The 15,995-nt window shown below is 51.0% G+C and carries 22 protein-coding genes; 3 read left to right on the forward strand and 19 right to left on the reverse strand.

The annotated features are described in order from the left end of the window. Positions 1-55: 55 nt before the first annotated feature. The 17 genes from ASAC_RS01145 to ASAC_RS01225 all read right to left on the reverse strand — a co-directional run bounded on the left by ASAC_RS01145 (position 56) and on the right by ASAC_RS01225 (position 10,624). Entirely contained in the window at positions 56-817 is a 762-nt protein-coding gene (locus tag ASAC_RS01145) for a DNA polymerase sliding clamp (RefSeq protein ID WP_013266141.1), read from the reverse strand. A 69-nt stretch (positions 818-886) separates the two neighbouring features. Continuing rightward, positions 887-1,285, reverse strand: a complete 399-nt coding sequence (locus ASAC_RS01150; RefSeq protein ID WP_013266142.1) for a 30S ribosomal protein S8 — start codon at positions 1,283-1,285, stop codon at positions 887-889. Positions 1,286-1,296: 11 nt separating this feature from the next. After that, the gene (locus ASAC_RS01155) at positions 1,297-1,461 is read right to left on the reverse strand and encodes a 30S ribosomal protein S14 (protein ID WP_048812935.1); all 165 of its coding nucleotides are present in this window, start codon (positions 1,459-1,461) and stop codon (positions 1,297-1,299) included. Positions 1,462-1,471: 10 nt separating this feature from the next. After that, the gene (locus tag ASAC_RS01160; protein ID WP_013266144.1) at positions 1,472-2,038 is read right to left on the reverse strand and encodes a 50S ribosomal protein L5; all 567 of its coding nucleotides are present in this window, start codon (positions 2,036-2,038) and stop codon (positions 1,472-1,474) included. A gap of 4 nt (positions 2,039-2,042) precedes the next feature. Continuing rightward, positions 2,043-2,795 carry a 30S ribosomal protein S4e gene (locus tag ASAC_RS01165; RefSeq protein ID WP_013266145.1) on the reverse strand — a complete coding sequence of 251 codons (753 nt, stop codon included), beginning with the start codon at positions 2,793-2,795 and terminating at the stop codon, positions 2,043-2,045. Then, complete coding sequence (rplX, locus tag ASAC_RS01170) at positions 2,795-3,205, reverse strand: 50S ribosomal protein L24 (protein WP_013266146.1); 411 nt, start codon at positions 3,203-3,205, stop codon at positions 2,795-2,797. Before rplX ends, ASAC_RS01165 begins: the two co-directional genes overlap by 1 nt. Positions 3,206-3,217: 12 nt before the next feature. Continuing rightward, positions 3,218-3,640: a 50S ribosomal protein L14 gene (locus ASAC_RS01175; RefSeq protein ID WP_013266147.1), complete on the reverse strand. Its 423-nt coding sequence runs from the start codon at positions 3,638-3,640 to the stop codon at positions 3,218-3,220. Between the two features lie 5 nt (positions 3,641-3,645). Further along, positions 3,646-3,990 (reverse strand): 30S ribosomal protein S17, encoded by a 345-nt coding sequence (locus tag ASAC_RS01180; protein ID WP_013266148.1) that lies wholly within the window; start codon positions 3,988-3,990, stop codon positions 3,646-3,648. Between the two features lie 138 nt (positions 3,991-4,128). Continuing rightward, positions 4,129-4,416 (reverse strand): ribonuclease P protein component 1, encoded by a 288-nt coding sequence (locus tag ASAC_RS01185; protein WP_013266149.1) that lies wholly within the window; start codon positions 4,414-4,416, stop codon positions 4,129-4,131. Continuing rightward, the gene (gene rpmC, locus ASAC_RS01190; protein ID WP_013266150.1) at positions 4,413-4,673 is read right to left on the reverse strand and encodes a 50S ribosomal protein L29; all 261 of its coding nucleotides are present in this window, start codon (positions 4,671-4,673) and stop codon (positions 4,413-4,415) included. The genes ASAC_RS01185 and rpmC overlap by 4 nt, the downstream gene beginning before the upstream one ends. Then, a complete protein-coding gene (locus ASAC_RS01195) occupies positions 4,648-5,364 on the reverse strand; it encodes a 30S ribosomal protein S3 (RefSeq protein ID WP_013266151.1) in 717 nt (238 codons plus the stop codon). The genes rpmC and ASAC_RS01195 overlap by 26 nt, the downstream gene beginning before the upstream one ends. 1 nt (position 5,365) lies before the next feature. After that, positions 5,366-5,845, reverse strand: a complete 480-nt coding sequence (rplV, locus tag ASAC_RS01200; protein ID WP_013266152.1) for a 50S ribosomal protein L22 — start codon at positions 5,843-5,845, stop codon at positions 5,366-5,368. A gap of 6 nt (positions 5,846-5,851) precedes the next feature. After that, on the reverse strand, positions 5,852-6,274 hold the full coding sequence (locus ASAC_RS01205; RefSeq protein WP_048812937.1) for a 30S ribosomal protein S19: 423 nt from the start codon (positions 6,272-6,274) through the stop codon (positions 5,852-5,854). Positions 6,275-6,393: 119 nt separating this feature from the next. Further along, the gene (locus ASAC_RS01210; RefSeq protein WP_013266154.1) at positions 6,394-6,819 is read right to left on the reverse strand and encodes an AbrB/MazE/SpoVT family DNA-binding domain-containing protein; all 426 of its coding nucleotides are present in this window, start codon (positions 6,817-6,819) and stop codon (positions 6,394-6,396) included. A gap of 254 nt (positions 6,820-7,073) precedes the next feature. Next, entirely contained in the window at positions 7,074-8,804 is a 1,731-nt protein-coding gene (gene metG, locus ASAC_RS01215; RefSeq protein WP_013266155.1) for a methionine--tRNA ligase, read from the reverse strand. A 61-nt stretch (positions 8,805-8,865) separates the two neighbouring features. Then, entirely contained in the window at positions 8,866-9,822 is a 957-nt protein-coding gene (locus tag ASAC_RS01220; protein ID WP_048812709.1) for a hypothetical protein, read from the reverse strand. Further along, complete coding sequence (locus ASAC_RS01225) at positions 9,764-10,624, reverse strand: nucleotidyltransferase domain-containing protein (protein ID WP_048812710.1); 861 nt, start codon at positions 10,622-10,624, stop codon at positions 9,764-9,766. The genes ASAC_RS01220 and ASAC_RS01225 overlap by 59 nt, the downstream gene beginning before the upstream one ends. 173 nt (positions 10,625-10,797) lie before the next feature. Between ASAC_RS01225 and hsp20 the strand changes: the two genes are divergently transcribed. Together hsp20 and ASAC_RS01235 are read left to right on the forward strand one after the other, a co-directional pair. Beyond that, positions 10,798-11,331: an archaeal heat shock protein Hsp20 gene (gene hsp20 / locus ASAC_RS01230; RefSeq protein ID WP_013266158.1), complete on the forward strand. Its 534-nt coding sequence runs from the start codon at positions 10,798-10,800 to the stop codon at positions 11,329-11,331. A gap of 126 nt (positions 11,332-11,457) precedes the next feature. Then, entirely contained in the window at positions 11,458-12,828 is a 1,371-nt protein-coding gene (locus tag ASAC_RS01235) for a digeranylgeranylglycerophospholipid reductase (protein ID WP_048812711.1), read from the forward strand. 15 nt (positions 12,829-12,843) lie between these two features. Here the strand turns inward: ASAC_RS01235 and cysS are convergent, their stop codons facing one another. After that, positions 12,844-14,274, reverse strand: coding sequence for a cysteine--tRNA ligase (gene cysS, locus ASAC_RS01240; protein ID WP_013266160.1), 1,431 nt, complete (start codon positions 14,272-14,274; stop codon positions 12,844-12,846). 137 nt (positions 14,275-14,411) lie between these two features. Between cysS and ASAC_RS01245 the strand changes: the two genes are divergently transcribed. Next, on the forward strand, positions 14,412-15,296 hold the full coding sequence (locus ASAC_RS01245) for a prenyltransferase (RefSeq protein ID WP_048812712.1): 885 nt from the start codon (positions 14,412-14,414) through the stop codon (positions 15,294-15,296). A 19-nt stretch (positions 15,297-15,315) separates the two neighbouring features. Here the strand turns inward: ASAC_RS01245 and ASAC_RS01250 are convergent, their stop codons facing one another. Next, on the reverse strand, positions 15,316-15,897 hold the full coding sequence (locus tag ASAC_RS01250; protein WP_148217086.1) for a hypothetical protein: 582 nt from the start codon (positions 15,895-15,897) through the stop codon (positions 15,316-15,318). Positions 15,898-15,995 lie beyond the last annotated feature (98 nt).

A 15,995-nucleotide genomic window follows, 5' to 3' on the forward strand; every position in this document is an offset into this window, starting at 1 on the left:
TGCTTTAAGTTACTCTCCTTTTCTTTTACAATTTACAGCAATTACATGAAGCGTTTCATCCCTGAACGGGCGCTATGTATATTATCATCTGCTCGGGCCCGGAGAGGTTAATCGTAACCTTGAGCGGGTAGTCAGTTGAGAACTCCAGCTGCACGCTCTCAGCGATTGACATGATTGGCCTAAGAGATGAGTAGAGGGACTTAGCGCTGTAGGAAGCCTTAGTCTCAGCCTCTGCGCTGAGCTCCTGAAGCGGCGCTCCCTGCGACATTAGCCACCTGTAACTCTTGCCCTCGGCGGACGCTGTCACCTCTAGTTTGCCATCGGACGCGTGCAACTCTACTACATCGCCCACGCTCTTAGCGTCAGTCACCAGTGTCTCAAGGTCATCAGCGCTCATAACTACCCTTGCCGTGGGGCTCATGTTTATTTCCCTTAGGGACTCCTCCGTGGACTCAGAGGCCGTTATTAGGAAGGACCTGGAAAAGGAGGTCTTCCTGTCTTGCAGTTCGACTGTGAGCCCAGGAGCTCCTGTCTCATACTGCATGGCAACTGCATCATTTCTGGTAGCCCTTCTCACTACCCTATTCATCTCACTTACATTAACTGACAGTTTGACCTCGCTGTCTAAAGAGTACTCCTCGAAAGCTGAAGGCTCTAACTTTGCCACAGCCAAAACGGTCTTATCTGGGCTGAAGAGCCAGAATACAACTTCATTCTGGGCAAAGTCAAACGTTGCCTCGTCGCTAACTTTAGCCATTGCTGATACTATACGTTTAAGACGATTGCCTTCAGGGTAAACGGCTCTGAGAGACGCCATATCCAAGCTCCCACTGTTATTGTGCAGAGTAGGACCTTTTTAAAGAATAAAACAAGAATACCGAACCCGTTAATAGACATACGCTATAAGTATGCCTCCCAGGTGCTTCTGCATGGCATCCTTATGAGTCATCACGCCCTGGCTAGTTGAAATTATCAGGTAGCCCAGGTCCCTGCTGGCCAGGTATCTCCTTAAGTGCTCAGGCAATCTAAGGAGCTCCCTGTAGGTGACAGGCATTCTGGGCCTTATAGTGCCAATTTTGTTTATATGGCCCAACAGAGTTACCCTGAACTTGCCCCACCTTCCATCGTCTATGTACTCAAAGTCGCCTATGTACCCTTCCTTCTGCAGCACTTTCAACACGGATACCGTCAGCTTAGATGCTGGCATTAGAATTACCTCCCTCTGACCCCTGAGCTCCGCATTATAAATCGCGGAGAGGTGAGCCGAAAGAGTATCGTGCACCATTCCATATCACCTCACGAGTACTTGTTAAACCCAAGCTCTACAGCTATCTCCCTGAAGCACTGGCGGCAGAGGTAGAGACCGTACTTCTGTATAACCGCATCGCGAGTTCCGCATCTCTGGCACTTCTGGGCGCCCCTCCCCATCACCTTAGCCTTAGGCGGCTTTATCTTTCCCATTACCATCACCTCACACGAAGGTAACCCCGAGCTCCTTGTTCAGTAGCACCATAGTCTCCTCTGGTCTAACTCTGTGCTTTAAAGGTATAGATGAGCGGGCCCTCCTTCTCCTCTCAACCCTGAAGCCTGGCCTTTCTATTGTGAGGCAGACGTCCATGCCTACTATGCCTATCTCAGGGTCGTACTTTGCCCCAGGTAGCAATATGTACTCAGGTATTCCAAAGCAGACGTTTCCGAACTTATCTACGCTGGAGGCCTTAATCCTATGGCCTGTGGCTTCTAAAGCCCTCTTAAGGAAATCCATGGCCTTTTGACCACGAAGGGTCACAGCCACGGCTATATTCTCTCCCCTGTGGATTCCAAAGGCCCTTATTGTTTTCTTTGCCTTCCTTAAAGTAGGCTTTTGTCCTGTGAGCTGCTCAAGCAGACCCTGTACCTTAACTAGCTTCTCGCCGCTGCTTCCTAACGCTATGTTTACTGTAACCTTTGCTATCCTGGGCTTTCTCATGGGGTTCTTCTGCCACTCCGAAAGCACTTTATTTACAACGTCATCTGTGAGAGCGGTCTGCTGACTCATAACATCACCCCTGCGTCACGGTTACCACTGGCTTATCTCTACCCACCACGTAAATGTTGGACAGCGAGGTCTCGAAGGAGTTACCGGCCGAGTCCTGCAGGGATGCCACGCTCCTGTCCCAGCCCCACCCCCTCGTGACGCTTACTATTTTGCCAAGCTTGCCCATGTTTCTGCCCCACACGACCAGCGCGAGGCTGCCTTCCTTGAATTCTATGTGATCCTTAACTGTACCTTCAGGAACGTTTAACACAAGAGAGTCCAGCGGCTTGTAAGGAAGTTGACCAGGCTTTCTTGAATCCTCAACCCTCACTAGGACGTTCCTTCCGTCACTCAGGTGAACCTGGAAGTGTCCTCCCTTGAGCGTTGTGACGCCTTCGATTCTGAGAAGCTTTAGTGACGCCTCCTCTTTGCTTATCGGTACTAGCCTTAACGTACCTGTTGGGTCAGGGACTACGCGGTAGTAAAGATTGAGCGAGGGCAGCTCTACAATATCCATAACACCTATGGGGAACTTGTAATCCCTCACAACTTTCCCGTCGACCTTGACTTGCCCTGACGAAATTATCTTGGTGGCCTCGCGCGCTGTCTCTGCATACTTCAACAGATCCCTTATAACTATGAGCAGAGGGAGGCTTCTGTCTGCAGGGTGCGGGCCTGGTGACGGCTTTACGGTCCAGGGTCTTACCTTTCTCGGAATCCTCTGGACGCTGGGCGCGCTGAGCGCCTTTAAGTGCCTAGACCCTCCCATCCTAGCCATTATTTAGCACCTCCAGCCTGCTGAGCCTCTTGTTGCGCGGCTGCCTGTACGTTGCCGCCCTTCCTCTCTATAATCTTTTTGCGCCAATCATCCTTCAAGTTAAGGTCTGTTATGACTAGATTCCATGGCCTTAGCTTGACAAGTATTTCGGTTCCATCAGCCTTCTTCCTGGTTATGCCCTCTACCTTGACCCACAGTCCCTTTAGGTCAACCTCAGCTACCTTGCCACTCTTGCCCTTGTGGTCACCCTTTATTACTATGACCTTATCTCCCACCCTAAGCGGCAGTGACCTTATGCCAAGTTTATCCCTTAGTTCCTTGCTCAAGTGCGCCGAGACGAGCTTATGCCTAAGGTGTAAAGTCGCGTTGTAAAACGCCTTACGCTGCTCCCTGGGCTGCTGGCTGGCCACCTACCTCACCCCCTAAATTATCGTTGTTGCGAGCTTTGCTATAGATGGCCACCTCTCAGCCGCTTCCCTGGCCACGGGACCTCTGACCTCGCTGCCCTTCGGCGTTCCATCCTGGTTTATTAAAACAATAGCATTATCTGAGAAGGAGATCCAAGTCCCATCCGGCCTCCTGTAAGGCCTCTTTTGCCTTATGACAACCGCGTAGCTTATCTGTTTTCTAACCTGAGGGGTGCCCTTCTTTATAGTAACTATCACCATGTCGCCAGGCCCTGCCGCTGCAAGTCTCCTTACCCTAGTCTTAACTCCAGGCACATCAACTATCATGGCTTCCTTAGCACCACTGTTATCGGCTACTACAGCATAAGTGCCCACCTGAAGGCCAGCGCTATATCCAAAGCGTGAAAGTATCGCAGTGAACTTCTGCCTCCTTACCACTTCTGTCACCTCTCGAGCTTTCCTAGCACAACGAATTTAACTGTCTTGGAAAGGGGTCTGGTCTCGCCTATTAGGACCTTATCACCGGGCTTCACGTCAACGCACGGCGGTACATGGGCGTGCTTCTTTGTCCTTCTCCACTCATACCTCTTGAACTTACTGTCATAGTAAAGGTAATCGTGCCTTACTACGACCGTGGTCTTAGTCTTCAACTTCTCCACGGTTCCCTCCAGAAGCACGCCGCGAACTCTGAGTGATCCGTGCCAGGGACAGTTAGGGTCAGTGCAGGATACAGATGGCGGCTTAACTCCAGGCACGCTTAACGCTTTTAGCGCCTTTTGAGCAGGCATGTTCTAATATCCCCTTTCCTCTGTGCGGGTCTATCTAAGGACTTAAAAGGGTTTCCCCGTCACGTCTCACGCTATAGGCATGCATTAGCGCCTGAGCAGATGTCAGCGCTGTGCTAATCTTGACCTTTGAATGCTAGGCTACCCCCTTATGGCCTTCTTCAGCCTCTCCTCCGGCCTACCTATAATGTCTAACCCCCTAACAATAAAGTCGCCGTCAGGAGTTGTTATAGAGAACGTTGAGTGAAGCTTTATGATAGTTATTTCCTTTTTTCTATCGCCTCTTTCCACCCTAAGCCTTAGAGCATTCTTAGAGTCGCCCACAACGGTACCGGAGACTCCAAGCAGAGAGGGATCTGTAGAACTAATCACCTTTAACTTCAAACCTATGAGAGGCCTAAACCTTATATTTGATGAGGTGAACTTCATCCTTGCCCCTGCTGGGAATTTGCCGTTCCTGCTACCGTTTTAGTTTGCTGGCTCTTCCTGGACAGCTCATTCATTACAGTAAGTATCCGGGCTATGTTTTTCCTTATCTCCCTTATCTTAGCGGGCGAGTCTATGGAGCCGGATAGCGCCTTCTGACGCAGCGATGTCAGCTCGCTCCTCTGCTCCTGCAGAAGCTTTGTAAGCTCCTCCAGGCTCCGCTTACGCAGATCATCAGGACTTAGCCTGTACTTCGCCACCCTCCTCACCTCCCTCTATAATCTCCTTGACTCTCTGCTCGCCCTGGCCCTCAGGGGCCTCTTCACTTAACTGCGCGGCTATCGCTGCTGCCTCAGAGTCGGGCCTTAATAATATATCTGGCCTTGCCGCCTCAGGCCTGATTATGCGAACTTCAACTCCAATTATGCCTAAAGGCAGCTTGGCGTAAGCTATGGCGCGATCTGTATAAACGTCGACAACGTTCCCAGTCTTTATAACCTTACCCGCCTGAAGCTTCTCGAACCTAGCCCTCTCCCTGCTGAGCTTCCCGCTTATGACTATCTCTACGCCAACAGCGCCAGCCTCCATAATCCTTCTCATAGTAGCCATAGCTACCCTCCTGAAGTGGTAGCCCATCTCGAGCGCCCTCGCTATCCTAAACGCCTGTACCCTAGCATTAAGCTCCATGTTGTCAGGCTGGCTGACGGTTACCTGAACACCCTCAAGTCCAAACACCTTTTCCAGGACAGCCTGCAGCTTCCTTATTGTAGCGCCTCTCCTTCCTATGACTAGCGCCGGCCTCTCAGCAAATATGTGAACCCTAGTACCTAGCCCGCTCTGGACTATCTGGACTCCAGCATAGCCTGCAGTGTAGAAGTTCTGAGCCAGGTACTCGTCAACCTTCACCCTTGTCAGGCCTTGCCTCAGGAAGTAGCTCTTAATCTTGGACATTTCAGCTGCCACCCCTCTCCTCAACTATCACCTCGACGTGAGAATGCACCTTCCTTATAATGTCGGCCCTCCCAAAGGCCCTGGGGTAAACCCTCTTGAGCGTTATCCCCTTATAAACACCCACGTGAACCACGTAAAGGTTATCCACATCTAGGTTCTTGTTCTCAGCGTTGTTAGAGACGTTCTCAAGAAGCTTCAACATGTACCTGGCTGCCTTAACTGGGTACTTACCCATTGGTATACCCCATCTGTCAGCTAATCCCCTCTTATGAGGTATCTTTTTCGAAGCTGACCTGTACGGTACCGGCTCCTTAAGCTCTATAACCCTTCTGAGGTACTCTTCGGCATCGCTCAGCTTCATGCCCTTTATAGCCCTCGCGACCTCTACCATGACCTTAGGATGAACTGGTACGTCCCACATCATAGCCTTAGCCGATAGGCCCTCGTTGGCAGGCTTAAACGAATAGGACCACTCCGGCATACTGGATCACCCCTTAGCTGCTATGTGCAGGCTGCTCTTTGAAGCCTTGAGGCCTGGCTCGCCGTGGTGCACTATCTTTGTTGTGTGGCTGAACTCGCCCAGCCTATGCCCTATCATCTCTGGGACTACTCTTACAGGCACGTACTCTTTACCATTATAGACGGCTATTGTTAAACCTACCATCTCTGGCAGCACAACTAGGTTCCTCACGTGAGTCTTTATCATGACATCGGTCTTGCCTGAGCGCCTAAGAGCCCTTATCTTAGCTAGCAGCTTCTTCTGGGCAGGCGTCAACCCCCTCTGCAGGCTCCTCCTCTGCCTCGCTGGAAGCAGAGAAATGAACTCGTCAAGTGACATGTTTAGAAGCTCCTCTAAGCTTCTGCCCCTGTACTTGAACCTCCTCCACTCGGGCCTCAGCTCTATTGACATCATTACTGCCCCTCGGCTCCGCCATTCCAGGACTGTAGGGGCTTTTAAATAGTTTTAGGTATTAGATTGGTTAGAGAAAGTGCGGCATGAGACCTCTGCTGCGGCTAATGTCTTCTTCATCAAAAGCTCGGCGCTTCGAACTGCCTTATCATAACCTGTGTCACGATGTCTAAATTTTCAAGAGCCTTACGTATGGTCTCCACGTCGGCGTTCGACTGGCTCATGTCGGCTATGAAGACACACTCCCCCTCCTCTCCCCTTGTTATCGAGGCACACCTGCTGGCAACTATGTCAACCTTCAGCTCGCTTAGCTTGTCAGCCACCTTAGCTAGAGCGCCAACCTTATCAAGTACTGAGACGTCAATCTCTATAACTTTGGCATTCTCAGCCAGTATCGGGCTCACTATTATCTCCTTTTTATCAGTGTCGGCCAGCATAGCTACTAGCATGCCGGCCTCTATACCTAGCGACTCCCTTATGGTCTGTGGTATCGTTATCCTCCCCTTGGAGTCTACCTTCACCAGGCCCGTGAGCCTTGTGGACATTTAACTATCCCACCTCCGGTTCACATACTCTAAAGGTAACGTTATTAAAATTTTTGGAGTAATGAACGGCGTACCTAAACTCATTAGACTCAACCTAACTGGTATCTCTTTTACCCAATTTACTCAAAAGGACCTTAATGCGCCCCACGGTCAGTGTGAGTCTAGGCATCTCATCCTTGACGTCGCTGGCTGCCCACGTCCTCATCCCGTGGTCCTGTAATATAGTGCGCTCAGCGTTTTTAACGGCCTTTGCGCTAGCCAGCTATGCCATAGTCCTTCAGAAGGGGAGGCCTCTTGGAGTTAGCCTTGGCCCGCGACTCCTCTATAATTCTTTCGATGTTGTTCAAGAAGTCCTCGGGCAGCTTCCTGAAGAGCGGGTGAATCTCTCCTATCCTAGAGCCTCCACTTATGGGCTTGCCGAGGTTCTCGGGCCACTTAGCATCCATCACGCTTCCGGTGAAGCCTAGCTGATGCCAGAGGTCTTCTGCTATGCTAGGCATAAAGGGCGTTATTAGGTGCGCCACGGTCTTTACTATGCTAGCCGCCACATTAATTACGGTGCCCGCTCTCTCCCTGTCCCTCTTTATAAGATCCCAGGGAGCTGACTCGTTGAGGTACCTGTTGCCTAGGCGCGCCACCTCAAGCACGAACTCGCTGGCCCTCTTCAGCTCAACGTTGTCCATGTGCTCTATAACTTTGCTAGCTAACGATGTGGCCTCCTCCAGCGTCTCCTTGTCGCGGGTATCAGGGGCGGTAGCAGGAGGCATAACGCCGTCAAATCTGCTCTTCACGAAGCTTAGCACCCTGTAGGCCAGGTTTCCTATGTCGTCATTTAGCTCGCTGTTCACTATCCTGTAGAACTCCTTCCACTGAAAGCTTACGTCGCCGCTCTCCGGCCTCATTCTTATCAGCGCCCACCTCCAGTAGTCTGCCGGGGCGATCTCTAGGGCCTCGTCTATCCAGACGCCAACCCTCCTGCTCTTGCTGAAGTGCCTTCCCTCATAGAGCAAGTAGTCGGTGGCGCTTATGCGCCACGGCAACACGTATGGGTCCCCTGAGGCCATGAAGAGCGAGGGAAGTATTATGGAGTGGAACGGTATGTTGTCCTTGCCTATAAAGTAAACAGACCTGGTTGAGGGGTCGAACCACCACTGCTTCCAGGAGTTCTCGTCCCCGCCCTTGGACATTAGGTATTCCTTGGTGGCGCTAACGTAGCCAAGTAGAGCGTCAAACCAGACGTAGATAGTTTTATTCTCAGCGCCTTCAAAGGGTGCTTGTATGCCCCACTCTATATCCCTGGTCAGCGCCCTTGGCTTCAAACCCTGCTTGACCCACTCTATGCTATAGTTCTTGACGCTATCCTGGAGCTCACTGCTCTGAAGCCAGGAGAGCAGCTTCTCCTGAACCTTGCCCAAGTCTATGTAGTAGTTCGTGGTCTTCAACCAGATTGGCGTTGCGCCACATATAGCGCACCTGGGGTTTATGAGGTCCCTTGGAGTGAGCAGCCTGCCACAGTTATCGCACTGATCGCCTCTAGCGTGTTCGTAACCACAGTAAGGGCATGTGCCCTCTATGAACCTGTCGGGCAAGAACATCTTATCATTAGGACAATAGGGCATCTCCTCATCCTGGGGGAAGACGTAACCTCTCCTCTGTAAGTTAAGGAAGAACTCCCTGACGAACTCCTTGTGTATCGGGCTCTCAGTCCTCGAGTATAGGCTGAAGTCGAACTCGAACTTCTTAAAGAGCTCAACGTCATAGGCATGGACCTGGTCCGTGAGCTCCTTAGGTTTTATGCCCCTCTTCCTGGCTTCGAGCTCTATGGGAGTGCCGTGCTCGTCGCTGCCCGTCACAAACACAACATCGTGACCCATCAGCTTCAGGTACCTGGCGTACACGTCTGCGCTCAGCAGGTGAAGCACGGTGCCCAGGTGAGGTATGAAGTTAGAGTATGGCCATGCTGAGGCCACTATGTATTTGCCCATGGTGCTTCACTTCAGCTCTACAGAGGGGATAGTCCCACAGCTATAAGTCATCTTCGCATCATCAAGGCTTGAACTGCCTAATTAGAGTTAAGCCTCCAGGCCTCTCCCTGGTCCCTACGTAAACCACTTTGCCATCTGACGTAGCTAGGCCATCTACAAAGACCTCGCCTCCCATGTAGAGGTAACCCCCTAGGTTGTACTCAAATGAAACTATTGTTACGCCCTCCTCTGTAGAAACGCATGGAGGGTAAAGGAGGGCGCTCTCCTGGTATGGCTGTATTGTGAGGACGTTAGCGTAGCTCCTCGCAGGCGGCTCTATATGATTATACTCGCTGAGCGGTCTACATGCAGAGGCGGGGCCCTCAGGCACGCCCACCCAGCTAATTGGAACATTGACACCGTCCAGAAGGCCCCTTCTCCACTCAAGGCAGGCGAAGCCTCTCAGGCGCACCCCACCGAAGTCCTCTTTACATTCTCCTTCCCTCAGCGACTTTGTGAAGAATTCGAAGGCCGCAGCTGCCTCATAAGCGCCATAGACCACAAAATCTATGTCAGAGAAGCTTTGCTCTATTTCCATAGCAAAGGAACCTGTGAGCCCCAAGCTGTCAGCAGAGCCCACAGCCCTTGAAAGGGCGTGCGCTGCCCTTGCCAGCTCAACAACAAGCGGGGACCCGCCGCTCAGCGCCCTCCTCAGGGCCTCCTTAGGGCTTATGTAAACGAGCACGCCGCTCATGGGAATGTATGGCATGTAGGAGGAGTAAGCGGGATCATACAGGAGCTTAAGTCCAGCGCCTTCAAAAGCCTTAGCAACTCCGCCTGGGCCGTAGCTTTCTATGACACGGCATAGCTTAGCCCCTGGCCTTCCCCATTTGCCGTGGTCGCAGGGCACATATTTGGGTATTATTGGTATGAACCCTGGCGGCGACTGCAGCCCTATCTCTACGCCAAACAGAAGGCCCCTAGTTATTATCGCGCTTCCATGTCCATACCTGCAGCGGCTTAACGTAGCCCCAAACATCTGGTATCAAATACAGATCTGACCCCGAGGCCTGTAATAGGCCTCTGGCCAGGTACCTGCCAGGGGGCAGCTCCTGGTACCTCGTTCTCCATGTTAACATGTAAGCGGTTAGTTCCATGAAGCCTAGCCTAACCCTGTACCTTGCCGGGACCAGGAAGCCCTCACCTATGTCATTAATATAAACAGCGCCTTCAAACCAGCCCAGGCTTCTGTAAAAGCTGGTGCACCCCCTTTCCTCGACCTGCCTAAGCAACCTCAAGGTATAGGCGACGCCCTTGTAACAGGAGTCCAGAAGTTTGAAAGCGTGCAACGCATTGAAGTCATCTAAGGACCAGGTGTCCTTAACTTTAGAGTACCTGGTTTCATGCTCGCATTCAGCTATTAGGCCTTCTTGGGCGAGGTCCTTTAGCGAGTTGTAAAGCTCTGAGGGCTTATTAGAGTAGAGCAGGAGGTCATAGTCGCTGGAGGGTTTCGCTGTTCCCAGGGCCCGGCTGCCAGTTATACCAGCCCACTCGGGGCTCAGCACGTCAAGTAGTTCGCTCAGGCTCCGCGGCAAGGTAACTCTCCTTATAGCATCGGATGGATCTATTAAGGTCCCATAGAGTCTGGGGACTACGTAGGCTTCTCTGCCGATGCAGTCCAAGTACCTGTAGGAGACGCCATCTGCGTTCTTGTTGTTAACATGCCAAGGGAAGTTGCTGTGATAAGGAACCGCTATATGGCCATCATCGGGGTGCTCGTAACCTTTGATGATCCAGACGGCGCCATCAGAAGACCTTACCAGCCATCCCTCGAAGGGCATCGCCGATCTCCTTCATTAACACATAACTTGTGCTGCCAAATAAGCCTCTGAGCAAATGCAAATCTAAATTCTAAATGCTGGCCCTCAGCAATAAACGCCACAATGAACTAAGACTACGTTCAGCTATACTATATAAAATCTCCGAGGATACTAAAAGCCTTGGGGGTTAGGAGTTGAGCGACGACCGCAAGAAGAAAAGGAGATCTTTTGATGACCTATTTGATGAGATAGATGACCTCATGAAGAGATTTGAAGAGGAATTTGAGGACATGGAGAGAGACTTCGAGGACTTGCTTAAGAACGCCCCCGCCAAGGAGGGACCATATTATTATGGTGTGAGGGTCTACGTTGGCCCAGACGGCGTACCTCATATAGAGCAGTTTGGCAACATAAAGAAGGAGGGCAGGGGGAAGGTAATAATAAGCGACGAGACTGAACCGATGGTAGACGTTATGGAACGTGACGATGAGGTATGGGTAGTGGCTGATCTGCCTGGCGTCGACAAGGATCAAATAAAGGTTTCAGCCACTGAGAGAACGGTCAGCATTAGGGCTGAAGGCGACAAGAGAAAGTATTCAAAGGAAGTAGAGCTGCCAGCTGTTGTGGATCCGAGCTCAGCCAAGGCTACGTTCAAGAATGGAGTGCTTGAAATTAAGTTTAAGAAGCTTCAGGGATCGAAGGGAAGCGTCAATATAAAGATAGAGTAACGCACGGGTGGTCTTCCCCTCTTCACTGTAGTCCAAGCGAGTCTGACTCGATATTGGCGAGCGCCCTCAGCTTAAGTATAGTTGTTTTTAAACCCTGCACAAAGCAGTAGCTCAAGGAGGTTCGTCTTGACAAAGGAGCTAACGTATGACGTAGTAATTGTAGGCCTTGGCCCTGCAGGCTCCTCACTTGCTTACCTTCTAAGGAAATCCGGGCTCGAAGTGGCAGGCATTGAAATGAACGGCCCTGAAGGCGCGTGGGGCAAGCCCTGTGGTGACGCTATAGGCAAGCACCACTTTGACGAGACAGGCCTTCCATATCCCACGGGCGAGTCGCTTAAGCAAAAGATAGACGGCATTGATATAATAAGTCCCTACGGGGGCGTCAAGCTAAGGGTTAACGGCGAAGGGTTTATAATAGACAGGAACAAGTACGGGCTTACCCTCATCAATGAGAGCGCTAAGGGCGGCGTCGATATTTACATGAGGACCCGCGTTACGTCGCCTAAGCTAGAGGAGGGAAAGCTTGTTGGTGTTTATGCCAAAGGCGAGAACGGTGAGGACCTTCTATTCAGGGGAAAGATCATAGTGGACGCTACTGGCAACAGCGGCCTCCTTAGGAGGCAGCTGCCCACCTCCTGGCCCGTTAATGAACCCCTGGACCCTAAGGATGCTAACATAGCCTACCGTGAGATCAGGGAACTGAACTACACTGTAGAGGAGCCCAGCTACCTTAAGATCTACGTTAACCAGGAGATATCCCCAGGGGGCTACTGGTGGTACTTCCCTGAGGGCAAGGAGTCCGCCAACATAGGCCTCGGGGTTCAGGGCGGCATGGGTTACCCAACCCCTAACACTATATTCAAGCAGAGGCTCGAAAAATTAGACGAAGTCAAGAACTACAGAAGGGTTATCAACGCGGCCGGCTCTAAGGTTCCAACTAGGCGCCCTGCTAACACGCTGGTATGGGATAACTTCATTGGAATAGGGGACAACGGGTATACTGTGAACCCAGTGCACGGAGGTGGAATGGGCTATGCTATGGTCGCGGCCTACTACGCCTCTAAGTCAATAATTAAGGCGTTCACCGAGAACGACTTCTCAGCCAAGGCCCTGTGGGACCTTAACATAAATTACATAAAGTCCATTGGGAAAAGGCAGGCTTCCCTTGACATCTTCAGGATATTCCTACAGAGGCTCAGCAATGACGACATAGAGTACGGCCTTAAGCATGGCATAATGAACGCGGACCAAGTTTATGAGACTAGCGTCTCAGGCGAGCTGAAGGCTAACTTAGGGCTCCTTGACAAGGTCTCTATAGCGCTTCGCATGCTCGGCAGGCCCTCGCTGCTGCCCAAGCTGGCCACGGTGGCCACCTATATGAAGAGGGTTCAGCAGCTCTATGACGCCTATCCAACGTCACCAGAAGGCCTCGACACCTGGGTCTCAGCCATCAATGCCCTTTACTCCGAGTATAAGTCTAAGATAGGCGTGGCTTAGCTTTTCCATCATTCGTCAGCCCGCTCTTTTCCATGTGGTCTCCTCGCCTTTATCGACTAGAGTTATGCCGTATGAGGCTAGCTTGGACCTTATGTAATCTGCTAGGTCGTACATCTTATTCTTACGAAGCTGTGACCTAACCTCAACTAAGAGGTCTATTAGCTGGTCCTCAAGGGAAGCCACGGGGGCCATTGGCGCTCTCTCAAAAATATCATCTAAAACTGCGTAAACCCTGTTAAAGTCTACAAGCATTTTGTATGTGAAAGCTATGAGTGCCCTTGACTCTGATGAAGCTATGTACTTGTAATATTCTGAGGTTAAGGCCCATACGCTGCCCGCGGCCTCTCCCATGTTAAAGTCTCTCTGCATTGCCGCGTGCCAGTTTAGGTACAGGGACCTTAGCTTGAAAAGTTCGTCGACATCTGCAGCTTTCATATAGTTGACATACTCCTCCTTAGAGAGCCTCTTGACCACGTCGCTCGCAATATCGCGCAGCCTCTCGACCAGCTTCTTGGCCTGCCCAAGGCTTTGTTCGGAGTACTCGAGGCTTCCTCTATAATGAGATGTGAGAACCCACATCCTTATTACATTGGGGCCCCACTCATTTATCGCGTCCCTTAAGCTTACAATGTTTCCAAGGCTCTTGCTCATCTTCTCGCCCCTTATAGTTAGCATGCCGGTGTGAAGCCAGTACTTAACCCAGGGACCGCCAAAGAGGCTCTCGCTCTGGGCCCTCTCGTTCTCATGATGTGGAAATATGAGATCGGAGCCCCCTCCATGAATGTCAATCCTACTCCCAAGGTACCTGCTGCTCATCACGCTGCACTCTATGTGCCACCCGGGCCTCCCGCGGCCCCAAGGGCTTTCCCACCAAGGTTCCCCAGGCTTGGCAGCTTTCCACAGAGCAAAGTCGTAAGGATGGCGCTTCTCTGACACCACTCCCTCGCCTTGATCCCACAGGGCCTTGTTGAAGTTGCCGCTAAGCCTTCCATAGTCAGGGTATGCATCGACATCGAAGTAAACGCTGCCGCTCGGCGCTACATAAGCATAGCCTTTCTCTATGAGCTTCCCTATAAAATCTATGATTTCGTTTATGTGAGATGTCACCCTGGGGTGTAAGTCAACTCTTATGTTGAGCCTTGAGAGGCTTTCCAGGTAATCCTGCGCGTAACTGTCCGCTACCTCTTTCCAGCTCACGCCGCGATCCGAGGCCCTCTTTATTATCTTGTCATCTATGTCTGTTATGTTCTGAACGTGGTATACGGAATAGCCTATCAACGATAGGTATCTCTTTATCCCATCGAATGCCACAAACGTCTTAGCGTGACCTATGTGAACGTAGTCGTACACTGTTGGACCACAGACGTACATGGTTACAAGTGGAGGGGACCATGGCCTGAAGACTTCCTCCCTTCTTCCTAGGGTGTTAGTTACCGTCAGCGTCATCCTGCTCGCCTAAGCTAAGGCTGCGTATCAAAGGTCCTTAAATTTGCCGCTACGGGGGCTCTAGCTGCCATCGAAGTAATGCGGTCGCTCCCCAATGTTTTTAAGTTTCTTTCAAACCACTATAAAGTGGTGTCAACTTGACCAGCCCCAAGAAAGTCTTCATGGGTACTAGACCGTGGAGCTTGCCTATGTTTATAGTGGTATTAATGATAGGGTTTCTCTCGTTCAATAAAGCTGAGTTTTCTCTGCCAGTGATGTTGATACTCATGTTAGCTATCGTAGGCGAGCTCCTCATGCATTCTGCTACCAATATACTTAACGACGTCTATGACTTTTACAAAGGCATAGACAGCCCAGACTTAGCTACGCTCAGATACAACTTCGTCTTCGACAAGGAGGTGGGGCCCAGGAGGGCTCAGTCCATATCTCTCGTTTTCTTCCTTTCCTCAGCGGCGCTCGGGGTTGCAGTGGCTGTTCTAGGGAGGCCATTAGCAATACTCCTAGGACTTCTTGGCATTTTCTTCGGGTACTTCTACAGCGCGCCGCCCCTGGAACTGAAGTATAGGGCCCTTGGCGATCTGGCCGTGATTGTCTCCATGTTGCTCCTGACGCTCACAGGGTACTACCTGGCTAGCGGCTCGCTGTCTCTGAAGGGGCTCGCGGTCGGCATACCGATGGCTTTCATCATAGATGACGTACTTATGGCAAATAATATAAGGGACTTAGGCAGGGATAGCAAGAGAGCAAAGACCTTGGCTACCGTGCTGGGCCCAGAGCTCTCTAAGGCCATCTACTACGTTTTCATGTCCGTTGCCTATGTTGTTCAGGCTGCTCTAGTGGTTCTAGGCATATTGCCACCTGAAACTCTTCTGTCACTACTGTCCTTGCCTTTGCTCTTCTCAATAGCTAGAAAAGTGAAAAGCACTAAGTCCTGGCTACAGATCGACATGATGACCGCCAATCTTGCCATAGTCTTTGGGTTATTTGAAATAATGGGGCTGATACTTCATATGACTTTATAACCTTACGTAGGTTCCAAAGCTATAGCCCACTAACTTCCACCGTTTTAAGAATAATCTTGAGGCTCTCCCCGATTTTGTTTAAATCATTATAGTTTGTGTAGTACACCTCGATGTCCCCTCTCTGCACGTTACCTGAAGGCAACAAAAACATGCCCTTACCCTTGAATACGCTGACCGGACCCGCGGAGTCGAAGAGGCCCGCCTCAAACCTCACGCAGGGAAAGTCCCTGGGGTCTTTAGTAGGAGTTGCATCATAGTACCTGTAAAAGTAAAGTCTATTGTCCTGGAATGATATGCAGACCGCGGCGCTGATAGCGCCTGAGCCGTCAAGGTTACATGTCAATACGTCTCTCAGAAACATATAGCTGCATTCTCTGCAAGCCGCTGCCTGGAGGATAGACATTTCGGCGAGGGAGACCCTAAGCTCGTTACGGAGGAGCCATGCTATAAACAGCATGGCGGAGAGCCAGAGGACTGTATAGACAATAATAGATATGTACCATGAAATCCCTGTCATCAGGTGAACAGCGTATGTGATCGAGGAGGTTACCAGAAGGTCAGCTCCTACTAACACCAGGGTCAAAGTCTTAATTGAGGTCACCAACATGCGCCCCGTTCCTGCTGCCTTTAATCAAGAACCCCTTACTACTGATCAAGAACTGGTTACTGCGGAGTCACGGACTTTGAAACGCGCCATAT

The sequence above is a fragment of the Acidilobus saccharovorans 345-15 genome, from assembly GCF_000144915.1.
Lineage (GTDB): Archaea > Thermoproteota > Thermoprotei_A > Sulfolobales > Acidilobaceae > Acidilobus > Acidilobus saccharovorans.

Excerpts from the sequence above, each read along its gene's own strand:
- ASAC_RS01145 (WP_013266141.1), bottom strand. The coding sequence starts at position 817 with ATGGCGTCTCTCAGAGCCGTTTACCCTGAAGGCAATCGTCTTAAACGT.
- ASAC_RS01150 (WP_013266142.1), bottom strand. The coding sequence starts at position 1,285 with ATGGTGCACGATACTCTTTCGGCTCACCTCTCCGCGATTTATAATGCG.
- ASAC_RS01155 (WP_048812935.1), bottom strand. The coding sequence starts at position 1,461 with ATGGGAAAGATAAAGCCGCCTAAGGCTAAGGTGATGGGGAGGGGCGCC.
- ASAC_RS01160 (WP_013266144.1), bottom strand. The coding sequence starts at position 2,038 with ATGAGTCAGCAGACCGCTCTCACAGATGACGTTGTAAATAAAGTGCTT.
- ASAC_RS01165 (WP_013266145.1), bottom strand. The coding sequence starts at position 2,795 with ATGGCTAGGATGGGAGGGTCTAGGCACTTAAAGGCGCTCAGCGCGCCC.
- ASAC_RS01180 (WP_013266148.1), bottom strand. The coding sequence starts at position 3,990 with ATGCCTGCTCAAAAGGCGCTAAAAGCGTTAAGCGTGCCTGGAGTTAAG.
- ASAC_RS01185 (WP_013266149.1), bottom strand. The coding sequence starts at position 4,416 with ATGAAGTTCACCTCATCAAATATAAGGTTTAGGCCTCTCATAGGTTTG.
- ASAC_RS01195 (WP_013266151.1), bottom strand. The coding sequence starts at position 5,364 with ATGTCCAAGATTAAGAGCTACTTCCTGAGGCAAGGCCTGACAAGGGTG.
- rplV (WP_013266152.1), bottom strand. The coding sequence starts at position 5,845 with ATGCCGGAGTGGTCCTATTCGTTTAAGCCTGCCAACGAGGGCCTATCG.
- ASAC_RS01205 (WP_048812937.1), bottom strand. The coding sequence starts at position 6,274 with ATGTCAATAGAGCTGAGGCCCGAGTGGAGGAGGTTCAAGTACAGGGGC.
- ASAC_RS01210 (WP_013266154.1), bottom strand. The coding sequence starts at position 6,819 with ATGTCCACAAGGCTCACGGGCCTGGTGAAGGTAGACTCCAAGGGGAGG.
- metG (WP_013266155.1), bottom strand. The coding sequence starts at position 8,804 with ATGGGCAAATACATAGTGGCCTCAGCATGGCCATACTCTAACTTCATA.
- ASAC_RS01220 (WP_048812709.1), bottom strand. The coding sequence starts at position 9,822 with ATGTTTGGGGCTACGTTAAGCCGCTGCAGGTATGGACATGGAAGCGCG.
- ASAC_RS01225 (WP_048812710.1), bottom strand. The coding sequence starts at position 10,624 with ATGCCCTTCGAGGGATGGCTGGTAAGGTCTTCTGATGGCGCCGTCTGG.
- cysS (WP_013266160.1), bottom strand. The coding sequence starts at position 14,274 with ATGACGCTGACGGTAACTAACACCCTAGGAAGAAGGGAGGAAGTCTTC.